Origin of the sequence: Pseudomonas sp. Irchel s3h14 (assembly GCF_900187425.1) — a bacterium.
Classification (GTDB): Bacteria; Pseudomonadota; Gammaproteobacteria; order Pseudomonadales; family Pseudomonadaceae; genus Aquipseudomonas.
In genome coordinates, this window is the sequence record NZ_FYDJ01000006.1 from 53,973 (window position 1) to 76,097 (window position 22,125).

General features: G+C 59.1%; 16 protein-coding genes and 1 pseudogene. 10 read left to right on the top strand and 7 right to left on the bottom strand.

The features are described 5' to 3' along the window. Nucleotides 1–33 precede the first annotated feature (33 nt). The 6 genes from clpP to CKW16_RS13790 all read left to right on the top strand — a co-directional run bounded on the left by clpP (nucleotide 34) and on the right by CKW16_RS13790 (nucleotide 8,206). Entirely contained in the window at nucleotides 34–669 is a 636-nt protein-coding gene (gene clpP, locus CKW16_RS13765; protein WP_046047575.1) for an ATP-dependent Clp endopeptidase proteolytic subunit ClpP, read from the top strand. A gap of 112 nt (nucleotides 670–781) precedes the next feature. Then, the gene (gene clpX / locus CKW16_RS13770) at nucleotides 782–2,065 is read left to right on the top strand and encodes an ATP-dependent Clp protease ATP-binding subunit ClpX (protein WP_007946893.1); all 1,284 of its coding nucleotides are present in this window, start codon (nucleotides 782–784) and stop codon (nucleotides 2,063–2,065) included. Between the two features lie 161 nt (nucleotides 2,066–2,226). Then, nucleotides 2,227–4,623 carry an endopeptidase La gene (gene lon / locus CKW16_RS13775; RefSeq protein ID WP_027926069.1) on the top strand — a complete coding sequence of 799 codons (2,397 nt, stop codon included), beginning with the start codon at nucleotides 2,227–2,229 and terminating at the stop codon, nucleotides 4,621–4,623. 147 nt (nucleotides 4,624–4,770) lie between these two features. Continuing rightward, nucleotides 4,771–5,043, top strand: coding sequence for an HU family DNA-binding protein (locus CKW16_RS13780; RefSeq protein ID WP_002552737.1), 273 nt, complete (start codon nucleotides 4,771–4,773; stop codon nucleotides 5,041–5,043). Between the two features lie 233 nt (nucleotides 5,044–5,276). Then, a complete protein-coding gene (locus CKW16_RS13785; RefSeq protein WP_095128887.1) occupies nucleotides 5,277–7,148 on the top strand; it encodes a SurA N-terminal domain-containing protein in 1,872 nt (623 codons plus the stop codon). A 230-nt stretch (nucleotides 7,149–7,378) separates the two neighbouring features. Then, entirely contained in the window at nucleotides 7,379–8,206 is an 828-nt protein-coding gene (locus CKW16_RS13790) for a DUF2242 domain-containing protein (protein ID WP_095128888.1), read from the top strand. Nucleotides 8,207–8,556: 350 nt separating this feature from the next. Here CKW16_RS13790 and CKW16_RS13795 read toward each other — a convergent pair whose 3' ends face one another. Further along, the gene (locus tag CKW16_RS13795) at nucleotides 8,557–9,597 is read right to left on the bottom strand and encodes an AraC family transcriptional regulator (RefSeq protein ID WP_095128889.1); all 1,041 of its coding nucleotides are present in this window, start codon (nucleotides 9,595–9,597) and stop codon (nucleotides 8,557–8,559) included. A gap of 3 nt (nucleotides 9,598–9,600) precedes the next feature. After that, on the bottom strand, nucleotides 9,601–10,731 hold the full coding sequence (locus CKW16_RS13800) for a carbon-nitrogen hydrolase family protein (RefSeq protein ID WP_095128890.1): 1,131 nt from the start codon (nucleotides 10,729–10,731) through the stop codon (nucleotides 9,601–9,603). A gap of 209 nt (nucleotides 10,732–10,940) precedes the next feature. Here CKW16_RS13800 and CKW16_RS13805 point away from each other — a divergent pair, with 209 nt between their 5' ends. Both CKW16_RS13805 and CKW16_RS13810 read left to right on the top strand, forming a co-directional pair. Next, nucleotides 10,941–12,980 carry an FAD-dependent oxidoreductase gene (locus tag CKW16_RS13805; RefSeq protein WP_095128891.1) on the top strand — a complete coding sequence of 680 codons (2,040 nt, stop codon included), beginning with the start codon at nucleotides 10,941–10,943 and terminating at the stop codon, nucleotides 12,978–12,980. Nucleotides 12,981–13,137: 157 nt separating this feature from the next. Continuing rightward, nucleotides 13,138–14,055, top strand: a complete 918-nt coding sequence (locus CKW16_RS13810; protein WP_095128892.1) for a 1-aminocyclopropane-1-carboxylate deaminase/D-cysteine desulfhydrase — start codon at nucleotides 13,138–13,140, stop codon at nucleotides 14,053–14,055. A gap of 10 nt (nucleotides 14,056–14,065) precedes the next feature. Here CKW16_RS13810 and CKW16_RS13815 read toward each other — a convergent pair whose 3' ends face one another. The 3 genes from CKW16_RS13815 to CKW16_RS13825 form a co-directional block, all read right to left on the bottom strand. Continuing rightward, nucleotides 14,066–14,614: a cytochrome b gene (locus CKW16_RS13815; RefSeq protein WP_095128893.1), complete on the bottom strand. Its 549-nt coding sequence runs from the start codon at nucleotides 14,612–14,614 to the stop codon at nucleotides 14,066–14,068. A gap of 187 nt (nucleotides 14,615–14,801) precedes the next feature. Next, on the bottom strand, nucleotides 14,802–15,629 hold the full coding sequence (gene phnX / locus CKW16_RS13820; protein WP_095128894.1) for a phosphonoacetaldehyde hydrolase: 828 nt from the start codon (nucleotides 15,627–15,629) through the stop codon (nucleotides 14,802–14,804). A 196-nt stretch (nucleotides 15,630–15,825) separates the two neighbouring features. Beyond that, nucleotides 15,826–16,935: a 2-aminoethylphosphonate--pyruvate transaminase gene (locus CKW16_RS13825; protein WP_095128895.1), complete on the bottom strand. Its 1,110-nt coding sequence runs from the start codon at nucleotides 16,933–16,935 to the stop codon at nucleotides 15,826–15,828. Nucleotides 16,936–17,044: 109 nt separating this feature from the next. Between CKW16_RS13825 and CKW16_RS13830 the strand changes: the two genes are divergently transcribed. Then, nucleotides 17,045–17,908 carry a LysR substrate-binding domain-containing protein gene (locus CKW16_RS13830; protein WP_095128896.1) on the top strand — a complete coding sequence of 288 codons (864 nt, stop codon included), beginning with the start codon at nucleotides 17,045–17,047 and terminating at the stop codon, nucleotides 17,906–17,908. A gap of 126 nt (nucleotides 17,909–18,034) precedes the next feature. Here the strand turns inward: CKW16_RS13830 and CKW16_RS13835 are convergent, their stop codons facing one another. Continuing rightward, nucleotides 18,035–18,907: a LysR family transcriptional regulator gene (locus tag CKW16_RS13835; RefSeq protein ID WP_095128897.1), complete on the bottom strand. Its 873-nt coding sequence runs from the start codon at nucleotides 18,905–18,907 to the stop codon at nucleotides 18,035–18,037. A 269-nt stretch (nucleotides 18,908–19,176) separates the two neighbouring features. Here CKW16_RS13835 and CKW16_RS13840 point away from each other — a divergent pair, with 269 nt between their 5' ends. Continuing rightward, a complete protein-coding gene (locus tag CKW16_RS13840; RefSeq protein ID WP_095128898.1) occupies nucleotides 19,177–20,502 on the top strand; it encodes an MFS transporter in 1,326 nt (441 codons plus the stop codon). Nucleotides 20,503–20,590: 88 nt separating this feature from the next. Here the strand turns inward: CKW16_RS13840 and CKW16_RS13845 are convergent. Next, nucleotides 20,591–22,015: pseudogene (locus CKW16_RS13845) on the bottom strand (type VI secretion system Vgr family protein). Between the last annotated feature and the right edge of the window lie 110 nt (nucleotides 22,016–22,125).

The window sequence follows — 22,125 nt, forward strand, 5'->3', positions numbered from 1 at the left end:
CAAGACATAACTATTTGGGAGTGACTGCAGAGCATGTTCCGTAATTCGTATATTCAGCAGAACTCTGATATCCAGGCCGCAGGCGGCCTGGTCCCGATGGTTGTCGAGCAGTCTGCTCGTGGTGAGCGCGCCTATGACATCTACTCGCGCCTTCTCAAGGAGCGAGTGATCTTTCTGGTTGGTCCGGTAGAGGACTACATGGCCAACCTGATCTGTGCGCAACTGCTGTTCCTTGAAGCGGAAAACCCGGACAAGGACATCCATCTCTATATCAACTCCCCGGGCGGTTCGGTGACGGCGGGCATGTCGATCTATGACACCATGCAGTTCATCAAGCCAAACGTGTCGACCACCTGTATCGGTCAAGCGTGCAGCATGGGTGCGTTTCTATTGACGGCCGGTGCTCCTGGCAAGCGTTACTGCCTGCCGAACTCGCGTGTGATGATTCACCAGCCACTGGGCGGTTTCCAGGGCCAGGCTTCGGATATCGAAATCCATGCCAAGGAAATCCTCTTCATTCGTGAGCGTCTCAACACGCTGATGGCCAAGCATAGCGGGCACACTCTTGAAGAAATCGAGCGCGATACCAACCGCGATAATTTCATGAGTGCAGAAGCAGCGCGTGAATACGGGTTGATCGATGAAGTGATCAGCCAGCGCCCCGCTTAAATTAAGCAGCTCAAAATAAGGTTGGTCGGCGCGTCCGATCACCAGCGGGCTTGAAAAAGCCTGCAATAGCCTTCATCTTGTGTTGCAAGCCTATCGGATTTGGATCGAACGAATGACTGACACCCGCAACGGCGAGGACAACGGCAAGCTGCTCTATTGCTCCTTCTGTGGCAAAAGCCAGCATGAAGTGCGCAAATTGATTGCCGGTCCCTCGGTCTTTATCTGCGACGAGTGCGTCGACCTGTGCAATGACATCATCCGTGAGGAGGTGCAGGAAGCCCAGGCCGAAAGCAGCGCGCATAAATTGCCTTCGCCTAAAGAAATCAGCGGCATCCTTGATCAGTACGTGATTGGTCAGGAGCGTGCGAAAAAGGTTCTGGCCGTAGCGGTGTACAACCACTACAAGCGCCTGAACCAGCGTGACAAAAAGAATGACGATGTCGAACTCGGCAAGAGCAACATCTTGCTGATCGGCCCGACAGGCTCGGGTAAAACCCTGCTTGCCGAAACACTGGCCCGCTTGCTGAACGTTCCGTTCACCATCGCCGACGCAACCACCCTCACCGAGGCAGGTTACGTGGGTGAAGATGTCGAAAACATCATTCAGAAGCTGCTGCAGAAGTGCGATTACGACGTAGAAAAGGCCCAAATGGGCATTGTCTACATCGATGAGATCGACAAGATCTCGCGCAAATCTGACAACCCGTCGATCACCCGGGACGTTTCCGGTGAAGGCGTGCAGCAGGCCCTGCTCAAGTTGATCGAAGGCACGGTCGCTTCCGTTCCGCCACAAGGTGGTCGCAAGCATCCGCAGCAGGAATTCCTTCAGGTCGACACCCGTAACATCCTGTTCATCTGCGGTGGTGCGTTCTCCGGTCTGGAAAAGGTTATTCAAAACCGTTCCACCAAGGGCGGCATCGGTTTCAACGCGGAAGTGCGCAGCAAGGAAGAAGGCAAGAAAGTCGGTGAGTCCCTGCGTGAAGTCGAGCCTGACGATCTGGTCAAGTTCGGTCTGATTCCGGAATTCGTCGGTCGTCTGCCGGTACTTGCCACGCTGGACGAGCTTGATGAGGCTGCGCTGATGCAGATTCTCACCGAGCCGAAAAATGCTCTGACCAAACAGTATGCCAAGCTGTTCGAGATGGAAGGTGTAGACCTGGAATTCCGGGCCGACGCTCTGAAATCGGTCGCCAAACGTGCCCTGGAACGCAAAACCGGTGCCCGTGGACTGCGTTCGATTCTCGAAGGTGTATTGCTCGACACTATGTATGAAATCCCCTCGCAGTCCGAGGTGAGTAAAGTAGTGATCGACGAAAGCGTTATAGAAGGCAAGTCCAAGCCACTGTATATCTACGAAAACAGTGAGCCGGCTGCCAAGGCAGCGCCAGACGCCTAAGCGTCACGCTGCTGGATTAAAGAAGGGGCCTTCGGGCCCCTTTGCTTTTTGCGCGTTTTAACACCTTCTTTAAGCTTGTTTTTTTTGAAGGTAGCCCCCATCTTGGTTTCAAGCTCACTTCCATCTGTTTACGGCCTTATGGCCGCCGTAGAGGCGAAATCATGAAGACAACCATCGAATTGCCTCTCCTGCCATTGCGTGATGTTGTGGTTTATCCGCACATGGTTATCCCGCTGTTCGTGGGGCGCGAGAAATCCATCGAAGCCCTCGAGGCAGCGATGACGGGCGACAAGCAGATCCTTCTGCTGGCTCAGAGAAACCCTGCTGACGACGATCCCGGTGAAGATGCACTTTATCGCGTAGGTACCATTGCTACCGTTCTGCAGCTGCTCAAGCTGCCGGACGGCACGGTCAAGGTTTTGGTCGAAGGTGAGCAGCGGGGCGCCGTTGAGCGTTTCAGCGAAGTGGACGGCCACTGCCGTGCCGAAGTTTCATTGATCGACGAAGTCGACGCGCCAGAGCGCGAGTCGGAAGTGTTCGTCCGCAGCCTGCTGGCTCAGTTCGAACAATACGTACAGCTGGGCAAGAAAGTCCCCGCTGAGGTCCTGTCGTCGCTCAACAGCATCGACGAGCCAGGCCGCCTGGTCGACACCATGGCCGCGCACATGGCCTTGAAGATCGAGCAGAAGCAGGAAATCCTCGAAATCATTGATTTGTCGGCCCGGGTCGAGCACGTTCTGGCGTTGCTGGATGCCGAGATCGACCTGCTGCAAGTCGAAAAACGCATTCGCGGTCGCGTCAAAAAACAAATGGAGCGCAGCCAGCGCGAGTACTACCTGAATGAGCAGATGAAGGCCATTCAGAAAGAGCTCGGCGACAGCGACGAAGGCCACAACGAAATCGAAGAGCTGAAAAAGCGCATCGATGCCGCCGGTCTGCCGAAAGACGCCTTGGCCAAAGCCCAGGGTGAACTGAACAAGTTAAAACAAATGTCGCCAATGTCTGCGGAAGCGACCGTGGTGCGCTCGTATATTGACTGGCTGGTTCAGGTGCCGTGGAAGGCGCAGAGCAAAGTGCGTCTGGATCTGGCGCGCGCTGAAGACATTCTCGATGCAGACCACTATGGTCTGGAAGAAGTCAAAGAGCGGATCCTCGAATACCTCGCCGTGCAAAAACGCGTGAAGAAAATTCGTGGTCCGGTGTTGTGCCTGGTCGGTCCTCCAGGGGTGGGTAAAACCTCTCTGGCGGAGTCGATTGCTCACGCCACCAACCGCAAATTCGTGCGCATGGCCCTCGGCGGTGTGCGTGATGAAGCGGAAATTCGTGGTCATCGCCGTACTTATATCGGTTCGATGCCAGGAAGATTGATTCAAAAGATGACAAAAGTGGGCGTCCGCAACCCGCTGTTCCTGCTCGATGAAATCGACAAAATGGGCAGCGACATGCGTGGCGATCCGGCGTCGGCGTTGCTGGAAGTGCTCGATCCTGAGCAGAACCACAACTTCAACGATCACTATCTGGAAGTCGACTACGACTTGTCCGATGTGATGTTCCTTTGCACCTCGAACTCCATGAACATTCCACCAGCCCTGCTGGACCGGATGGAAGTGATTCGCCTGCCGGGTTACACCGAAGACGAAAAGATCAACATCGCCGTCAAATACCTTTCGCCAAAGCAGATTACTGCCAATGGTTTGAAAAAAGGCGAGCTGGAATTCGACGCCGAAGCGATCCGCGACATCATCCGCTACTACACCCGCGAAGCCGGCGTGCGTGGGTTGGAGCGCCAGATTGCCAAGGTTTGCCGCAAGGCGGTCAAAGAGCATGCAATGGAAAAACGCTTCTCGGTGAAGGTCACTGCCGAGATGCTGGAGCACTTCCTGGGCGTGCGCAAATTCCGCTACGGTCTGGCCGAATCGCAGGATCAGATCGGTCAGGTGACCGGGCTGGCGTGGACTCAAGTGGGCGGCGAATTGCTGACCATCGAAGCCGCAGTCGTACCGGGTAAAGGCCAGTTGATCAAGACCGGTTCCTTGGGTGACGTCATGGTCGAATCGATCACGGCGGCCCTGACTGTTGTTCGCAGTCGCGCGAAGAGCCTGGGGATTCCCCTGGACTTCCATGAGAAGCGCGACACGCACATCCATATGCCGGAAGGGGCGACCCCGAAGGACGGCCCTAGCGCCGGTGTGGGCATGTGCACGGCTCTGGTGTCGGCATTGACCGGGATCCCTGTGCGTGCGGACGTTGCGATGACTGGCGAAATTACGCTGCGTGGTCAGGTGCTGGCGATTGGCGGTTTGAAAGAAAAACTGCTCGCTGCTCACCGTGGCGGAATCAAGACCGTGATCATTCCTGAAGAGAACGTACGCGATCTGAAGGAAATTCCTGACAATATCAAGCAAGATCTGCAGATTAAACCGGTTAAATGGATTGACGAGGTCCTGCAAATTGCGCTGCAATACGCGCCGGAGCCCTTGCCAGATGTAGCTCCAGAGATAGTTGCAAAGGATGAAAAACGCGAGTCTGACTCTAAGGAAAGAATTAGCACGCATTAGTACGCATTTGCCTGGGTGGCTTGTTGACAGCTTTTTAGAGCCCTTGTTATAAAGCGGCTCTTAAGTGTCTGTAGGCCATTCAGCACTCGTTTTTGCTTTCACCAAAAAACTTAGAATCATACTCAGATAGATATAAGGGGACTTAGAGTGAACAAGTCGGAACTGATTGATGCTATCGCTGCATCCGCTGATATCCCGAAAGCTGCTGCTGGCCGTGCGCTGGACGCTGTAATCGAATCCGTCACTGGCGCTCTCAAGGCTGGCGACTCTGTTGTTCTGGTTGGTTTCGGTACTTTCTCCGTAACTGATCGTCCAGCTCGCATTGGTCGTAACCCACAGACCGGTAAGACGCTGGAAATCGCAGCTGCTAAAAAACCAGGTTTCAAAGCCGGTAAAGCACTGAAAGAAGCTGTCAACTAAGTTCGATTCAGGTTTTTGCCTATCCGGGTCGGGGTCATGCCTGACCTGGCAGCGGAGCGGTAGTCCAGTCGGCGAGTCGCCGATCCGAGACACCGAGGCTCGCAAGTTCGAGTCATCGGTCCGCTCCGCCAGTTACGAGAAGGCGCATCCTCGGATGCGCCTTTCTTCTATCCGGATTCTACCCACGCTCCACGGTTGCCTAATTTTGAAGTTCAACCGTTTCTGGGGGACGCATGCTGCAGAATATCAGGGACAATTCACAAGGCTGGATTGCCAAGACCATTATCGGGATCATCGTTGTACTGATGGCTTTCACCGGTATCGAGGCCATTTTCCAGGCGACGACCAACAGCCAGGATGCGGCCAAGGTCAATGGTGAAGAAATCAGTCAAAACGAGCTGAACCAGGCGGTTGATATGCAACGCCGTCAGCTCATGCAACAGCTGGGCAAGGATTTCGATGCTTCCTTGCTCGATGAAAAAATGCTGCGCGAATCGGCCCTCAAAGGTCTGATCGACCGCAAGCTGCTGCTGCAAGGTGCAGAAGACTCGAAGTTCGCTTTTTCTGAAGCTGCTTTGGACCAGGTGATCCTGCTGACGCCTGAATTCCAGGTTGATGGCAAGTTCAGCCCTGAGCGTTTCGACCAGGTTATTCGCCAACTCGGCTACAGCCGCATGCAATTCCGCCAGATGCTGGCTCAGGAAATGCTGATCGGTCAGCTGCGTGCTGGTCTGGCAGGTAGCGGTTTCGTCACCGACGCACAGGTTCTGGCATTCGCCCGTCTGGAAAAACAGACCCGCGATTTCGCTTCGCTGAACGTCACGGCTGACCCGGCGGCTGTGAAGCTGACCGACGATGAAGTCAAAGCCTACTACGACGAACACGCCAAGGAATTCATGACGCCGGATCAGGTGGTCATTGATTACCTGGAGTTGAAGAAGGCTTCCTTCTTTGATCAGGTCAGCGTCAAGGACGAAGACCTGCAAGCGGCGTATCAGAAAGAAACCGCGAACCTGTCGGAACAACGCCGGGCCGCGCATATTCTGATCGAAGTGAACGACAAGGCGACCGAAGCACAAGCCAAGGTCAAGATCGAAGAGATCCAGGCGCGTCTGGCAAAAGGCGAGAAGTTCGAAGCTCTGGCCAAGGAGTTCTCCCAGGACCCTGGTTCGGCGAACAACGGCGGTGACCTCGGCTATGCCGGTCCTGGCGTCTACGATCCAGCCTTCGAAACCGCGCTGTATGCGTTGGCCAAGGATCAGGTCTCGGCACCGGTCCGCACCGACTTCGGTTTTCACCTGATCAAGCTGTTGGGTGTCGAAGCGCCTGAAGTGCCGACGCTCGCCAGCCTGAAAGACAAGCTGACCCGTGAGCTGAAAACCCAGCAGGTCGAGCAGCGTTTCGTCGAGGCGACCAAGCAACTGGAAGACTCGTCGTTCGAAGCCTCCGATCTGGCTCAGCCGGCGCAGGACCTGAAGCTCACTGTTCAAACGTCCAAACCGTTCGGCCGTGAAGGTGGCGAAGGTGTTGCGGCCAACCGTGCCGTGATCGCTGCTGCGTTCAGCCCTGAAGTGCTGGATGAGGGTGCCAACAGCACCGCTATCGAGCTCGATCCGGAAACCGTGATCGTGTTGCGCGCCAAGGAGCACCTGAAGCCTGCGCAACTGCCGCTGGAAAGCGTTGCTGCCAGCATTCGCGTGCAATTGACCAAGGAGCACGCCAGTGCTGCCGCCAAGACCAAGGCTGAAGAGCTGATTGTCAGCCTGCGTGATGGCAAGACTCCGCTGGACAAGGCGATCGACGGTCAGAGCTGGAAAGTGACCCAGGCAGCCACTCGTGGCCAGGAAGGGGTTGACCCAACCGTGCTGCAGGCGCTGTTTCGCATGCCCAAGCCTGTCGCCAAGGACAAGCCGACCTTCAGCAGCGTGACCCTGGCCGATGGTAGCCTGGTGATTGTGCGTCTGAACGGCGTGAACGAAGCTGCTGCGCCGACCGAAGAAGAGAAGGCTCAATACCGTCGCTTCCTCGCTTCGCGCATTGGCCAGCAAGACTTTGCGGCCTACCGCAAACTGCTGGAAAGCCAGGCTGAGATCAAACGCTTCTGATGCCTGACTGAGTTTTGCGCTACACAAAGACCCCGGCCGAAAGGCTGGGGTTTTTTATGGGTGAAACGAAAGCAGCGCGGGTTACCCGTCGCCTGAGGTATTTACCGCGCGACTTTTTCCTGTAAATGACAGTCAGTAGACTTGTAACTGTTTTAAGACACTAATCGATACTCCGCTAAGCATCGATCTGTTGCACAATACGCCCCGGACCGTTTTCCTCAGGATGTTCAATGTTTAAATCATTTCCCATGCGTGTTGCAGGGCTGGCGTTGGTGCTGGCCGCCGCGGCCGGCTGCTCGTCGAAGAAAGCCCCTATCTACGAGCATGAGAACTTCGATGACTCCGGAACGTTTTCGCGCAGCTACCCGGTGACTGATGCGCAGACGTGCGAAGCCGCCCGTCGGGCGTTGCTCAGCCAGGGCTACATCATCACCAGCTCCGACCCGAAACTGGTCAGCGGACACAAAAGCTTCCAGCAGACCGGCGAGACCCACATGGAGATCAGCTTCAGTGTGGTTTGCGCCGATGATGGCAGTGAAGGGCGCCACGCGACGATGTTCGCCAACGCCCTGCAAGACCGATATGCGCTGAAGAAGACCAACAACTCCGCCAGCGTTGGTGTAGGCGTGCTGGGTTCTGTTTCGATGCCGATCGGCTCGTCCGACGACTCGATGGTCAAGGTCGCCAGCGAAACCGTATCGTCGCCCAAGTTCTACGAGCGTTTCTTCACCCTGGTCGAGTTGTTCCTGCCGCCGGAAGCGAAAAAGGCCGCGCACATCAAGGATAAGCCGAAACCCGATCTCGGCGTGCCTGAAGCCAAGGCCGCACCGGCTCCGTTGGCGCCGACCCCGGCACCTGCGGCAGAACCCGCGCCGGCACCCGCTGAAGCTGCTCCAGCAGCCTCTGAGCCGATTGCACCGCCGCCTGAAGCCGCTCCGATTGCTCCGGCCGAGAATGCCGAGCCGGCATCGACCACGGAAACGGTCACTCCGCCGCCCCAATCAAGCCTGCCTCCACCCACCGAGCCTATTTCGGCCATTCCTGTATCAGGCCAGTAATCGTGCTCTGACGCTGCGGGATCGGGTCAGACGACACCGATCCCGAAGCGGCTTTTAAATTGATCCGCGTCAACCCAGGCCGTTGTCCTACGGCCTGTATCGAAAAAATCCTCCGATAAATTCCTGACGGCCTGCTACGTTTTATCAAGTAGCTGCTGAGCGGCGTGCCTGCGTCATTTTTCTTTCACGTGGGCACTTTATGCTCGGGGCGCTGGTCATTTATTCAGGCGTTTTTTTCAACGAGCTGTGGGGGATTCGAAATGGACGATTATCAAGAAGAGCTGCTCGAGTATCAGGCGTTTGAACTGGACCCACTGGAACCGGCCGAAGACGCTACCGAGCTGTAAGCGTCAAGCGGATTGGCGATGACTGCGGCGAAACTCGCCGGGAGTCTGGCCGCTCCAGCGTTTGAAGGCCCGTTGAAAGGCTTCGGCTGAGGCAAAGCCCAGCAGATAGGCGATTTCTCCGAACGCCAGTTCGGTATCGCGGATGTAGGTCATGGCCAGGTCGCGACGCGTGTCATTGAGGATCGCGCGAAATTGCGTGCCTTCCTCGGCGAGTTTGCGGCGCAAGGTCCAGGTTGGCAGCTTCAGGCGTGCCGCCACTTCTTCCAGGTCGGGTTCCCGGCCACCATTGAGCAATGGCCCCAGTAACTGAGTGATGCGTTCACGCAGGCTGCGGGTGCGTGTCAGTTGCTCCAGTTCCCGCTCACACAGTTGCAGCAAGTGTCGCCAGGTGCTCGGGCAGTGTTCCGGGTTGCGCTGGGCGAGGCTGGCAAGGCTCAAGCGCAGTTGATTGTGCTCGCAGCCAAACTGGATCGGGCAGTCGCCCAACACCTCATAAGCCGTGCGGTAATCCGGCTCATCAAACTCGATCTCGATACGTTCGGCCCGCAACGGGGCAGGGCTTATGCTGGACAATTGCTGCAACCAGCCCGCGATGATCGAATCCACCACGAAGCGGTTGTAGGCGTTGTAAGGGCTGATGGAATAAAACCGCAGCCAGGCACCTTGGGCGTCTTCGTGAAAGCTCGATTGACCGCGATAGTTGGAGCCATACAAGGCTTCGAAGCGAATCAGGCACCGCGCGGCTTCTCGCACTGTTGGCGCCTGAGCGGCCGTGACCCCGGCAAGGCCGACCTGGCTCAGGCGACTGAGCTGACCCATGCGCAAGCCAAGTGCCGGGTTGTCGGTCAGTTGAATGGCGCTGTGGCCCAGGCGCATGTAGCGCGGGATCGAGAGTCGGGCGCTCGCTTCGCTCAGGCGAGCCGCGTCGAGGCCGTATTGTTCGAGCAACGGCTGAGGGTCTGCACCGTGGCTGCGCACGGCGTCGGCCAGGCTATGAACAAAGCCCACCGACAGATCGCCGAGGCGCATCGGTAACGGTTTCATCGGTTACAACCAGAGGTTCAGCAAACGCGCGCCACGGGCATTGCCGTCGGCGAACTGCTGCCCGTTGCTGCTGAGAAAACTTTGACCGGCGCTGCCCTGATCCCAGAACTGACCGCGCAGGAACACGCTCATGCCGGCGATTGCCTGGCTGCTGGGCGGTTGAGCGGTGAGTGTCAGACGATGCCAGGCCTGGCCTTCGCTGAGTTCGCCGGCCTTGAGACTGACCGAGCCAGGCGTCGACAGCCCCTTGTAACCGCGCCACGGTTTGTCCCAGGTGCCGCGCCCGACCACAAACGCCGGGACTGCGACGAACTGCGCACCTTGGTCGTCGAGCTTGCGGTAATTGTCCGGGTACCAGCTGTCGCTGCCGATCAGCACGCCCAGGCGTCCGGCCGGGGTGTCGACGACGTTGAGCGTATGCTCGCCATTGGCGGCGATGACTTCATGTTCATCGAAAATCGGGTGCATCTGGCGCTGGGGTTGGCCGATCGGCAGGCCATCGCGGCCGAACACCACGCTGCTGTTGTACAACGCGCCTCGACCGATTTTCAGGGTGCCGTCGATGATGCTGGGCTCGGGTAGCACGATGGAGCCCGCCACCAACGTCACGTGGAATTCTTTCGCCAGACCACCAAACAGCGCCTGGTAGTCCTTGGCCATGCTTTTGGCCTTCATGCGCAGGTGCGCGTCGTCCAGACGTTTGTCGCCCTTGGCGCTGATCAGTGCGCGGACGAACTTCAGTGGGTTACTGACCGCCAGCCAGTTCATGGCTTCCTTGAGCGTGGTCGCCTGGTAGAGCTCATCTTTCTCGCCGCTGACCATCAACCAGGTGCCGACATGTTCGGGCAGGACGACGATGGTTTTTTCGTTCAGCAGGCCCTGGTCCTGGGCCTTCTGCAAATAGGCCGCCAGCTTACGGTGCAAGCGCTCGGGGCTTTGATAGTCGGTGGGAAACAGTTCGGGCTGGATGCCCAGCAAGTTGCCGCGATCGGCGGGTGTGCCTTGGTCGACCGCTAGGTTGATGCGCAGGTCCGACAGGTAATGACCCACCGGACGGTCCGCGGCCCACATGGCGTAGGTCGTAAGGGCGGCAATCAATGCCATGGAGAAAGTCAGGTACAGAAGTTTGCGCATGGGGAAACAGTCAATGGCCGTGTGCAGGATTCGCGACTAGGGTAGGGCGCATGCCGGCACTTGCCAAGGGGCGCTGCACATTTGGATCAATAAGTTGTCAGTTACGGTCATTGAGTGACAGCGGCGCGACTCTTAGTCTGTCCAACATGACTGACGGGGGCCGAAGAGCTCCTGCACTTTTTCCGTGATCGCTCGATGTGGAGTTACCGATGGCCGCCGCTCATTACCCGCACCTGTTGGCCCCGCTGGACCTGGGTTTTACCACGCTGCGCAATCGTACCCTGATGGGTTCGATGCACACCGGTCTTGAGGAAAAGCCCGGCGGTTTCGAGCGCATGGCGGCGTACTTCGCCGAACGTGCCCGTGGCGGCGTTGGCCTGATGGTCACCGGTGGTATTGGCCCGAACGATGAGGGCGGGGTGTACTCCGGCGCAGCCAAACTGACCACCGAGGAAGAAGCGCTCAAGCACCGCATCGTCACCCGTGCGGTGCACGAGGCGGGCGGCAAGATCTGCATGCAGATCCTTCACGCCGGGCGTTATGCCTACAGCCCGAAACAGGTCGCGCCGAGCGCCATTCAGGCGCCGATCAACCCGTTCAAGCCTAAAGAGCTGGACGAGGAAGGCATCGAGAAGCAGATCAGCGATTTCGTCACCTGCTCGACCCTGGCGCAACAGGCCGAGTACGACGGCGTCGAGATCATGGGCTCCGAAGGTTATTTCATTAACCAGTTCCTCGCCGCCCACACCAACCACCGCACCGACCGTTGGGGCGGCAGCTACGAAAACCGCATGCGCCTGCCGGTGGAAATCGTCCGCCGGGTGCGCGAAGCGGTAGGCCCGAATTTCATTATTATCTTCCGCCTGTCGATGCTTGATCTGGTGGAAGGCGGTAGCAGCTGGGAAGAAATCGTGACGCTGGCCAAGGCCATCGAGCAGGCCGGCGCGACCATCATCAACACCGGCATCGGCTGGCACGAAGCGCGGATCCCGACCATCGCCACCAAAGTGCCGCGCGGTGCGTTCAGCAAAGTCACGGCCAAGCTGCGGGGTTCGGTGAGCATTCCGCTGATCACCACCAACCGTATCAACACCCCGGAAGTGGCCGAGCAGATTCTGGCCGAAGGCGATGCCGACATGGTCTCCATGGCGCGGCCGTTCCTCGCCGACCCGGACTTCGTCAACAAGGCCGCTGAAGGTCGTGCCGATGAAATCAACACCTGCATCGGTTGCAACCAGGCCTGTCTGGACCACACCTTCGGCGGCAAGTTGACCAGTTGCCTGGTAAACCCGCGCGCCTGTCATGAAACCGAACTCAACTACCTGCCGGTGCAGCAGATCAAGAAAATCGCGGTGGTCGGTGCCGGTCCTGCGGGTTTGTCCGCAGCGACGGTGGCGGCTGAGCGTGGTCATCAGGTGACGTTGTTCGATTCGGCCAGCGAAATTGGCGGCCAGTTCAACATCGCCAAGCGTGTGCCGGGCAAGGAAGAGTTCTTTGAAACCCTGCGTTATTTCAACCGCAAACTGCAGACCACCGATGTCGAGGTGTGCCTGAACACCCGCGTCGACGTCGCGCAGCTGGTCGAAGGCGGTTACGACGAGATCATTCTCGCCACCGGCATTGCTCCAAGAACTCCGGCGATTCCGGGTGTCGAGAACGCCAAGGTGCTGAGCTACCTGGACGTGATCCTTGAGCGCAAACCGGTGGGCAAACGCGTCGCGGTGATCGGCGCCGGTGGTATCGGATTCGATGTCTCGGAGTTCCTGGTTCACCAGGGCGTGGCCACCAGCCAGAATCGCGAGGCGTTCTGGAAGGAGTGGGGCATCGATACGCATCTGGAAGCGCGCGGCGGTGTCGCCGGCATCAAGGCTGAACCCCATGCACCGGCGCGTGAAGTGTTCCTGCTGCAACGCAAGAAATCCAAGGTCGGCGATGGCCTGGGCAAGACGACCGGCTGGATTCACCGCACCGGTCTGAAAAACAAGCAGGTGCAGATGCTCAATAGCGTCGAGTACCTGAAGATCGACGACGAAGGTTTGCACATTCGCATCGGCGAAACCGGCGAGCCGCAAGTGCTGCCGGTGGACAACATCGTGATCTGCGCCGGTCAGGATCCGCTGCGTGAATTGCAGGAGGGTCTGGTGGCGGCCGGGCAGAACGTGCATTTGATTGGCGGCGCGGATGTGGCGGCAGAGCTGGATGCCAAGCGGGCGATCAACCAAGGGTCCCGGTTGGCTGCTGAGCTCTGACGTGGATCGTTCCCACGCTCTGCGTGGGAATGCAGCCCAGGACGCTCCGCGTCCCCTAAAGCGGACGCGGAGCGTCCGTTGAGGCATTCCCACGCAGAGCGTGGGAACGATCACTGCGGCTGTTAAGATGCTGGCTCTTCACCCAGAGCCGGCATCGATGCTTCTCCCCCCCAACGACTGGCTACCCCAAGCCCCGCTTCAACCCCTGCAACTCGACTGGCTCAGTTCAGCCGGCATCGAAGTCGCAATCCTGCGCCTCGACCAGATCGACCCACTGATCAGCGGTAACAAGTGGTTCAAACTCATCGAGCACCTGAAAGCCGCTGACCAGATCGGTGCCAAAGGCATCATCAGTCTGGGCGGTGCCCATTCCAATCATCTGCATGCACTGGCGGCGGCGGGTAAGCGTTTTGGTTTTCGCACCGTTGGCCTGCTGCGCGGTCATCCGCAAGAAACGCCGACGGTGAAAGACTTGCAGGCGTTTGGCATGCAATTACATTGGCTGGGTTATGGCGGTTATCGAGCGCGGCACGAGCCGGGTTTCTGGCTGCCATGGCAGGCGCAGTATCCCGATCTGCATCCGGTGCCGGAAGGTGGCGGCGGTTTGCAGGGCGCCAAGGGCTGCCTGCAGCTGAGGACAATGGCCAGCGAGCAACTGAACGCTCTGGGCTGGAGCGACTACGACGGCTGGTGGCTGGCCTGCGGAACGGGCACGACCCTGGCCGGTCTGGTGCTGGCCGAGGCGGGTGAACACCCGGTGTATGGCGCGCGGGCGGTGCCCGACGATCATGGGGTGGCGCAGCAGGTCGAATCAATTGTGCAGGAGGCGGGTTTACACAATCGCGCTTATGAATTGTTCGACGCCAGCCGTGGCGGCTTTGCCAAAGTCGATCCGCTGTTGCTCGAATTCATCGATCAGACCGAACAGGCCAGCGGCATTCCCCTTGAACCGCTGTACACCGGCAAAGCCCTGTTGGCGCTCAAGCAGCAAGTAGACGCGGGAAGATTCGAAAAAGGCTCGCGCCTGATCTTCATCCATACCGGCGGTTTGCAGGGCCGCCGGGGTTTCCAGTGAACGGCTGGATTCACCCGCGCTTGGGCATCATCCGCAGCAAGGTGTTATCGCCCACCACATAGTGGTGATAAATCCCCGCCACGGCGTGCAGGCCGATCAGCCAGTATCCAATGGTGCCGCCGAGTTCATGCCAACCCTCGATCTGCTTGGCCAACGCCTTGTCCTCCGCGATCAGCAGCGGCAGGTCGAAGCCGTAGAACATCACTTGGTGACCTTTTGCGCTGGTGACCAGCCAGCCCAGAATCGGCATGGCGATCATGAAGATGTACAGCGCCCAGTGCATCAGTTTGGCCAACACGGTCTGCCAGTGAGGCGAGGCCGGGAAGATCTGCGGAGCCGGGCCCAGGCTGCGCGCGAACAAGCGCAACCACACCAGTACGAACACTGTCAGACCGAGCATGAAGTGCGATTCAACGATCAGCGTCCGCCCGCCACTGCCTTTTGGAAAGATCCCGCGAAATTCGATACAGGCGTAAACCAGCGCCAGCAGGACCAGCATCAACCAATGCAGCGTGATCGATACGGTGCTGTAGCGTGAGTCGGAGTTCTTCCAGGGCATACGGTGTTCCTCACAGGTCAGGTCGAGCCACCGTTCTTGTTCGACGGTGTGCTTTAACTGTAATCCGCTTTGGTGGATTTGCCTGTGGCTATGTGGGCGTTCAATGCTCTGGATCAAGTGGTTGGCCACAAAAAAGCGCCATTTCCGTTCAGGAACTGGCGCTTTTTTTATGTGGCGACAGGCGCAATCAGTTGGTTTGCGGCATCTCGCCCTTGGCCAGGCGCTGGTTGATATCGGCGATCACTTCCGGCAAATCGGTGATGGTGTCGATCATGTAGTGCGGCCGCGAGCCTTCGAACATCCCGTGGATGCGCTTGCGTTCGCTGTCCAGTTGGTCGCTGCCGAGGGCGCGGTAACCTTCGTAGTCCAGACCCAGCGCGTTGCCCGAGCAAATCAGCGCCACGGTCCACATGCCGGCACGGCGACCTTCGAGAATGCCCGGCACGGTGTCGTCGATCTTCACGCAGGCCGCGACATCATCGATGCCCAGCGCGATAACGTTGGCCAGCGCCTGGGCCGGCCATGGACGGCCGTTGGGCACTTCGTCGGTGGCAACCACGTGATCGGCGACGTAGCCGTTGGTGGCGGCCAGTTCGACCACCTTGTCCATGACCTGTTTTGGATAGCCGGAGCAGGAACCGATCTTGATCCCTTGCTGGCGCAGATTGGCGATGGTGTCCAAAGCGCCCGGAATCAGCGCCGAGTGCTCGGCGATTTTCTCGATTTGCAGCGGCATGAAGCGTTTGTAGATGGCCGTGACGTCATCGTCGGTCGGCGTACGGCCGAACACCTTGCGATAACGTTCGGCCACTTGCGGCTGATCGCACAGGGTGCGGATGTGATCCCACTTGCCCATGCCCATCGGGCCGCGGGCTTCTTCGATGGAAACCTGGACGTCGAACTCGGCGAAAGCTTCGACAAAAATCTGTGTCGGGGCGAAAGAGCCGAAGTCGACCACGGTGCCGGCCCAGTCGAGGATGGCGGCTTGCAGCTTGGTTGGGTTTGCGTAGTTCATGTCTCAAATCCTGTATTTGGGGAATGAAGAGCCGTGTAGCAGCTGTCGAGCCTGCGAGGCTGCGTTCGGCTGCGGAGCAGTCGTAAAAGCCATCCACCTCGGTGTTTCAGGTGAAACGCGTCGACAGGGTTTACGACTGCTTCGCAGCCGAACGCAGCCTCGCTGGGGCTCGACAGCTGCTACAAGTCGTCGTGAATCAGATTTCCAGCACTTCCATCTCGCGCAGTACTTCGGCGATCGCCGCCACGGCCGCGTGCATCTCGTCCTGGTTGACGTGGCCGATGCAGCCGACGCGAAAGGTTTCGACCTGGGTCAATTTGCCGGGGTAGAGGATGAAACCCTTGGCCTTGACGCGTTCGTAGAATTCCTTGAACTGGTAGCGCGGATCTTTCGGTGCATGAAAGGTGACGATGATCGGTGCCTGGATTGCGGCGGGCAGGAAGCTGCGCAGCCCCAATTTGGCCATGTCATCGAGCAGCACCTGGCAGTTGTTGGCGTAGCGCTGATGCCGGGCGGGCAAACCACCTTCTTCGTTGTATTGCAGCAGGGCTTCGTGCAGCGCGGCGACCACGTGGGTCGGCGGGGTGAAGCGCCATTGGCCGGTCTTGGCCATGTAGGTGTGCTGATCGAAAAGGTCCATCGCGAGGGAATGCGAGTTACCCGCGGCATTGGCCAGCGCTTCTTTGCGAGCGAAGACGAAACCCATTCCGGGTACACCTTCCAGGCATTTGCCCGAGGCGGCGATCAGCGCGTCGAACGGCACCTGTTGCGCGTCAATCGGCAGCGCGCCGAAGGAGCTCATGGCGTCGATGATCAGGCGTTTGCCGTGTTGCGCGATGACGTGGGCGATTTCCGGCAGCGGATTGAGGATCCCGGTGCTGGTTTCGCAGTGAATCAGCGCGACGTGGGTGATGCTGGCGTCGGCACGCAGCAGGCGGTCGACGTCGGCGGCGGTGGTCGGCTCGTCTTCGGCGGTTTCGAAGGTGCTGAAGGAACGGCCGAGCACTTCGCAGATTTTCGCCAGGCGTTTGCCGTAGGCGCCGTTGATCAGCACCAGGACTTTGCCGTCGCGAGGTACCAGTGTGCCGATCGCCGCTTCGACCGCAAACGTGCCGCTGCCTTGCAGGGGCACGCAGTGGTGGCTGTCGCCGCCGTTGATGATCGCCAGCAGTTGTTCGCACAGGCTGGCGGTCAGTTGATTGAAGCGGTCATCCCATGAACCCCAGTCGACCATCATCGCCTGGCGGGTACGGGCCGATGTGGTCAGTGGGCCGGGGGTGAGCAGGATGGGTTCGGCAGTACTCATTCTCGTGTCCTCGCAATCGATGGGATGAAGCTACGGGGCTTAAATTGCAATTTGCCGTGCTATCAATCAAATTGTTTGTTGTTATGCCAGCCATCAGCGAGGGTTATTCATGAACCTGTTCCAGCTCCGCGCATTCGATGCGGTGGCCCGCGAGGGCAGCTTCACCCGGGCCGCCGCGCGACTGTTCATCAGCCAACCGGCGGTCACCGGGCACATCAAGGCGCTGGAGGAGCATTACCAGATCACCCTGTTGCGGCGCACCGCGCGACGGGTGGAGCTGACGGAGGAGGGCACCAAACTGGCCGCGATCACCCGGGCGATGTTTGGTCTGGCCGAAGAGGCGCAGGTGATGCTCGAGGCCAACCGGCAGTTGCTGACCGGGCGTCTGGAGGTTGCGGCGGACGGGCCGCACATGGTCATGCCGATGCTCGCCAGCCTGCGCGCGCGGTATCCCGGCATTACCGTGAATCTGCGGCTGGGCAATGCTCAGGAAACTTTGGCGGCGTTGCTGTCGGAGCATGCCGACGTGGCGGTGCTGACCGAGGTCGAACCGCGCAAGGGGCTGCATTTGCAAGACTTAAGCGAATCACGGATTTGTGCGCTGGTGCCCGACGGTCATCCGTGGGCGCAGATGTCCAAGGGGGTGCCGCTCAAGGCGCTGGATCAGGTGATCATGGTGTTGCGCGAGCCGAGTTCGATTACCCGGCGCACCTTCGACGAGGCCTGCGCGGCGGCGTTGGTCAGTCCACGGGTGTTGTTGGAGCTGGACAGTCGCGAGGCGGTGACCGAAGCCGTCGCCGCGGAGTTGGGGGTTGGCGTGGTGTCGTCGGTGGAAGTTAGCCACGACCCGAGGGTGGTGGCGGTGCCGATTCTTGGTGAAGGGTTGGTCAATCGCCACATGATCGGGTGCATGGAACGACGGCGGGATTTGCGCTTGATACAGGCGTTTTTCGATTTGGCGCCATCCAGTTGAACCGCGACGCGGCCTTCGCGAGCAAGTCGAATCGTCGCACCGCCGCTCCCACATTTGACCGAGTTCTTCCTGGAGAAATGCGATCAAATGTGGGAGCGGGCTTGCTCGCGAAGGGGCCGGGCCTGCCTACACCAGACTCTCGCGAACCATCTCCAGAAACGTCGCCACCACCCGCCGCGAACTCTGCTCGCGCAAGCACACCAGCGTCTCGGTCAATCGCCGTTTGCAGTCGGTAATCGGCAACGCGCACACCCGCGAATCTGCACCGAACTCGGCTGCCGATACCACACCAATGCCAATCCCCACGACCACGGCTTCACGCGCCGCTTCCCGACCTTCAACCTGAATCGCCGGCCGAATGCGAAAGCCTGCCTGAGCCATTTCTTCTTCCAGCGTCTGGCGCGTCACCGAGCCGATTTCCCGCAGCACCAAAGGCGTGTCATCCAGATCCGCGAGGCAAATCGACTCGCGGTCGGCCCACGGATGATTGCGCGAAACGAACGCCACCATCGGGTCGTTGCGCAGCGGCAACGAGATCAGACGTTCGTCACTCACCTCCCGGCCCAGCAACGCCAGGTCGGCCTGATAGTTGAACAGCCGAAACAGCGATTCATCGGTGTTGCCGGTTTCGATTTTCACGCTGATGCCGGGGTAGCGCTCACAAAAGCGAGCAATCTGCGGCAACACGTGCACTGGCGCATCCACCGCGAGAATCAGGCTGCCGGACTGCAAGGCCCTGGAGTCATGCAAGAGCTCCTGCGCTTCGGCCTCGATGACGAACAATCGCTGGGTAATGCTCAGCAAACGCTCGCCCAGATCGGTCAGGCGTACCGAGCGTTTATTGCGATGGAACAGCAGCACACCGAAACGCTCTTCGAGCTTGCGCACTTGGTCGGAAATCGCCGGTTGCGTGAGGAATAGCCGCTCGGCGGCTTTGGTAAAGCTTCCGTGCACGGCCACGGCGTGGAAGGCTTTGAGCTGGGCGTGGGAAACCGACATCGAAACCTCCAGTAACAATCCGAGCTTATATTGGAAATACGATAAATCGATTTCACTTATTAATCAGTAATTGTTTTTATCGACCTCAGCCCCGGTGACAGGTCAGTCAAACAGCGTTGGCGGCCATGAGCCTGTGCGTGCAACAGCAGGACTCATCTGACCGATATCGCCTCAGGGAAGCTGCGATATCGAAGTGCTCAACAATAAAAAAAACAGGCGTTATTTCTCAATTTCTGCCGGCACACTCACACGCTGAGGTCAGAACCACAATGAACAAGCACATCGGCACTATCAAGCGTTGGCGCGTGCAGATCTTCGCGATCACATGGCTCGCTTACGCCGCTTTCTACTTCACCCGCAAAGCTTTTTCCGTGGCAAAACTGGGGATCGCCGAAGACCCCACCTTCATGCTCGACAAGATGGCCATGGCCAACCTCGACGCCATCTACCTCACGGCTTACGCCATCGGGCAATTCACCTGGGGCATCCTGGCCGACCGCTTTGGCCCAAGGGTCGTAGTGTTTGGCGGGTTGCTGATTTCAGCAGCGGCAGCCTTGGTGATGGGCAGTTTCGCGACGTTGCCAATCTTCGCCACCTGCATGTTGATTCAAGGGTTTGCCCAGTCCACCGGCTGGTCCGGGCTGTGCAAGAACCTCGGCAGTTTCTTTCCCTCCGAGCAGCGCGGGCGGGTGCTGGGGTTGTGGAGTTCCTGCTACGCCTTTGGTGGGTTGGTGGCTTCGCCGTTTGCTGGCTGGTGGGCGTATACGCTGATCGGCACCTGGCATGCGGCGTTCTTTTCCAGTGCGGCGGTGGTTGGGCTGGTCGCCGTGCTGTTTTTTATTTTTCAGCGCAACAAACCCGAAGACGTTGGCTTGCCGGCGGTGGAGCCGGAGCCGCAACTGACGGCGCAAGAGGCCGACGCGCAAAGCAAGATCAGCATGCTGGAACCGTTAAAAGAAATTCTGCGCAACCGCACCGTGCTGGTGCTGGGCCTGGCGTACTTTCTGCTGAAACCGGCACGCTACGCGATTCTGCTTTGGGGGCCGGTAATCGTCTTCGAGCAGATGCCCTCGGTGGGCAAGGTCGGCGCGGCAATCATTCCGACCGCGTTCGAACTGGCCGGGTTACTCGGGCCGATTCTGCTGGGGCTCGCTTCGGACAAACTGTTCGGCGCCCGACGCATGCCGGCGTGTGTGCTCAGCCTGTTGGCGCTGACCGTGACGCTGGCCTTGTTCATGGGCGCCCTGCATACCGGCAGCGTGATGCTGGTGGTGGCGCTGCTGTTCGTCATGGGCCTGACCCTGTACGGACCGGACTCGATGATCAGCGGCGCGGCCGCGATCGATTTCGGCACCGCCAAGGCGGGTGCCACGGCGGCCGGTTTCGTCAACGGTTGCGGTTCGGTCGGGGCGATTCTCGGCGGATTGCTGCCGGGCTACTTCGACTCGGTCACCGTGTTCATCGTCTTCGCTGGCTGCGCGTTGTTTTCGGCCCTGGTACTGATCCCGCACTGGAACAGCCGCCCGGCTGGCCTGCGTGCCGAAAGCGCCTTCGTGCCTAACCAACCGATCACCGTAAAACCTCAGCGTACTTAAGGATTGACCCATGAGACCTTTCTGGCTGGAACAGGCGCTGGCGGCAGAGTTCCCGGCGGCGGCCGGCAAGGCCGACAAGGGCTGAGTGTCAGGGTGTGAGGTCCGAGCGATTGACCAGCCAATCGAGCAGCAAGTGGCTATCGCGGCGTGGCGCGGGAACAGACCGAGTGCGCGGGTGATGGCCCATGCCGACGCACAGCACCGGCCGGTCCGGGTCGCTGTCGAGAAAACTGATCAGAACATCGCTGCCGGCTTTTGGCAGGCTGGACGGGTCAATCCGACCGTCCGGCGCTGCAAAGGCCACCGGTAACCAGAGACCGGCAGATTCAAGCGGATCCGCTTCCGTCGTTGGCCACAGCCCAACCTGTATTCGACCTCGATCATCCAGCACAGCCGGCTGCCCGGCAGGGCCCAGCACCCGGGCGGGCTGATAGCCCGGGATGCTCGGCCGGGTCTGTTTGAGCGCGGGCCTGAAGACCGTTGACCAGGGAATGGCGGTGAACTGATTGCGGTAATGGCGGACAGTGGCGGGTGTGTCGGTGGCAAGAATCGAAGGTTGTTGCCCCTGATGTCGGGTTTCGGTGAGCAGCCATTGATCGTTGAAATTCGGCAGTGGATGTTCTGACACTTGCACTATCCGTGCGCTGCGCAGTGCGCTCTGGTTGCTTTGACCGTGGATCTGCAGGTACTGGCAACGCAGACGTTCCAGTTGTCGACGGCTTAGTTGATCGCGATGGATGTGCTCGGGAGCGGGGCGGACCATCACGGGCAATGGTTTGCTGAAAGCATGGTTGGCCGCGCCGTCGTCGGTTTTTTGCGAACCTCGGTTCCTGGCCTCCAGTCGCGAGGGAAAGGGCGGCGAGTCATGGCGCTGGAACAACTCACGGATCACCGCTACGTCAATGTCTTCGGGCGCGTCGCCCTGGAAAGGCGTAAGGACGGGTTCCTGAGGGAAACTCAGGCTGTCATCGGCCAGGACCAGCACATGCCCGTCGCGCTGATGTTCGAAGTGATAGTGAATGCCTTCTTCTTCACACAGCCGCTGCAGCAATGCCAGATCGCTCTCCTCGTACTGAATGCAAAAAGGCCGGAGGGGATAGTGCCCGTTGGACAATTCGAAGCGATAGCTCCCCTCGGGCACATCATGTTCCTCCAGGAGTAGGCGCAGGATCATCGGTACGCTGAGGTGATGAAAGACGCGGCGTGAACGCTGCCGGTCGAGCCGTTAAAGGTAGGGCACCAGCACCAGTTTGTAGCCGATCCGGTGGGGGCCGCGATGCTCGCGACTGGCGCTGTGAAGGACGCCGTGAATACCCTGGCCCTCCATCAGGCTGAGGAACACCGGCTGTTGCAGCAATCGGTCGAGGCTCATGGCCGGTGCGAGGCCGATCACCTCGATGTCGAATCGATAGGGCTGGTTGAGGGCTTCTCGACCACTGAACTGCAACACCTGCAAACTCAAATCGCCGTCGAGGAGTGTCAGGGTGAAGGGACTTTCCTTGTCGTTGTGCATCGAACGCGCTTCTGCCATGGAATACGGGCGCAGAGGGTACGAAACCACAGCCCTTTATGGTCACCGCAAATCGAAGTTTCAGAATCGCCCTACAACTGCTGGTGAAGATG

Coding starts and splice junctions, on each gene's coding strand:
- CKW16_RS13815 (WP_095128893.1), bottom strand. CDS start 14,614: ATGCCCTGGAAGAACTCCGACTCACGCTACAGCACCGTATCGATCACG.
- CKW16_RS13800 (WP_095128890.1), bottom strand. CDS start 10,731: ATGCGCAAACTTCTGTACCTGACTTTCTCCATGGCATTGATTGCCGCC.
- CKW16_RS13825 (WP_095128895.1), bottom strand. CDS start 16,935: ATGAGTACTGCCGAACCCATCCTGCTCACCCCCGGCCCACTGACCACA.
- CKW16_RS13835 (WP_095128897.1), bottom strand. CDS start 18,907: ATGTCGGTTTCCCACGCCCAGCTCAAAGCCTTCCACGCCGTGGCCGTG.
- clpP (WP_046047575.1), top strand. CDS start 34: ATGTTCCGTAATTCGTATATTCAGCAGAACTCTGATATCCAGGCCGCA.
- CKW16_RS13805 (WP_095128891.1), top strand. CDS start 10,941: ATGGCCGCCGCTCATTACCCGCACCTGTTGGCCCCGCTGGACCTGGGT.
- CKW16_RS13810 (WP_095128892.1), top strand. CDS start 13,138: ATGCTTCTCCCCCCCAACGACTGGCTACCCCAAGCCCCGCTTCAACCC.
- lon (WP_027926069.1), top strand. CDS start 2,227: ATGAAGACAACCATCGAATTGCCTCTCCTGCCATTGCGTGATGTTGTG.
- phnX (WP_095128894.1), bottom strand. CDS start 15,629: ATGAACTACGCAAACCCAACCAAGCTGCAAGCCGCCATCCTCGACTGG.
- CKW16_RS13790 (WP_095128888.1), top strand. CDS start 7,379: ATGTTTAAATCATTTCCCATGCGTGTTGCAGGGCTGGCGTTGGTGCTG.
- CKW16_RS13785 (WP_095128887.1), top strand. CDS start 5,277: ATGCTGCAGAATATCAGGGACAATTCACAAGGCTGGATTGCCAAGACC.
- CKW16_RS13830 (WP_095128896.1), top strand. CDS start 17,045: ATGAACCTGTTCCAGCTCCGCGCATTCGATGCGGTGGCCCGCGAGGGC.
- CKW16_RS13795 (WP_095128889.1), bottom strand. CDS start 9,597: ATGAAACCGTTACCGATGCGCCTCGGCGATCTGTCGGTGGGCTTTGTT.
- CKW16_RS13840 (WP_095128898.1), top strand. CDS start 19,177: ATGAACAAGCACATCGGCACTATCAAGCGTTGGCGCGTGCAGATCTTC.
- clpX (WP_007946893.1), top strand. CDS start 782: ATGACTGACACCCGCAACGGCGAGGACAACGGCAAGCTGCTCTATTGC.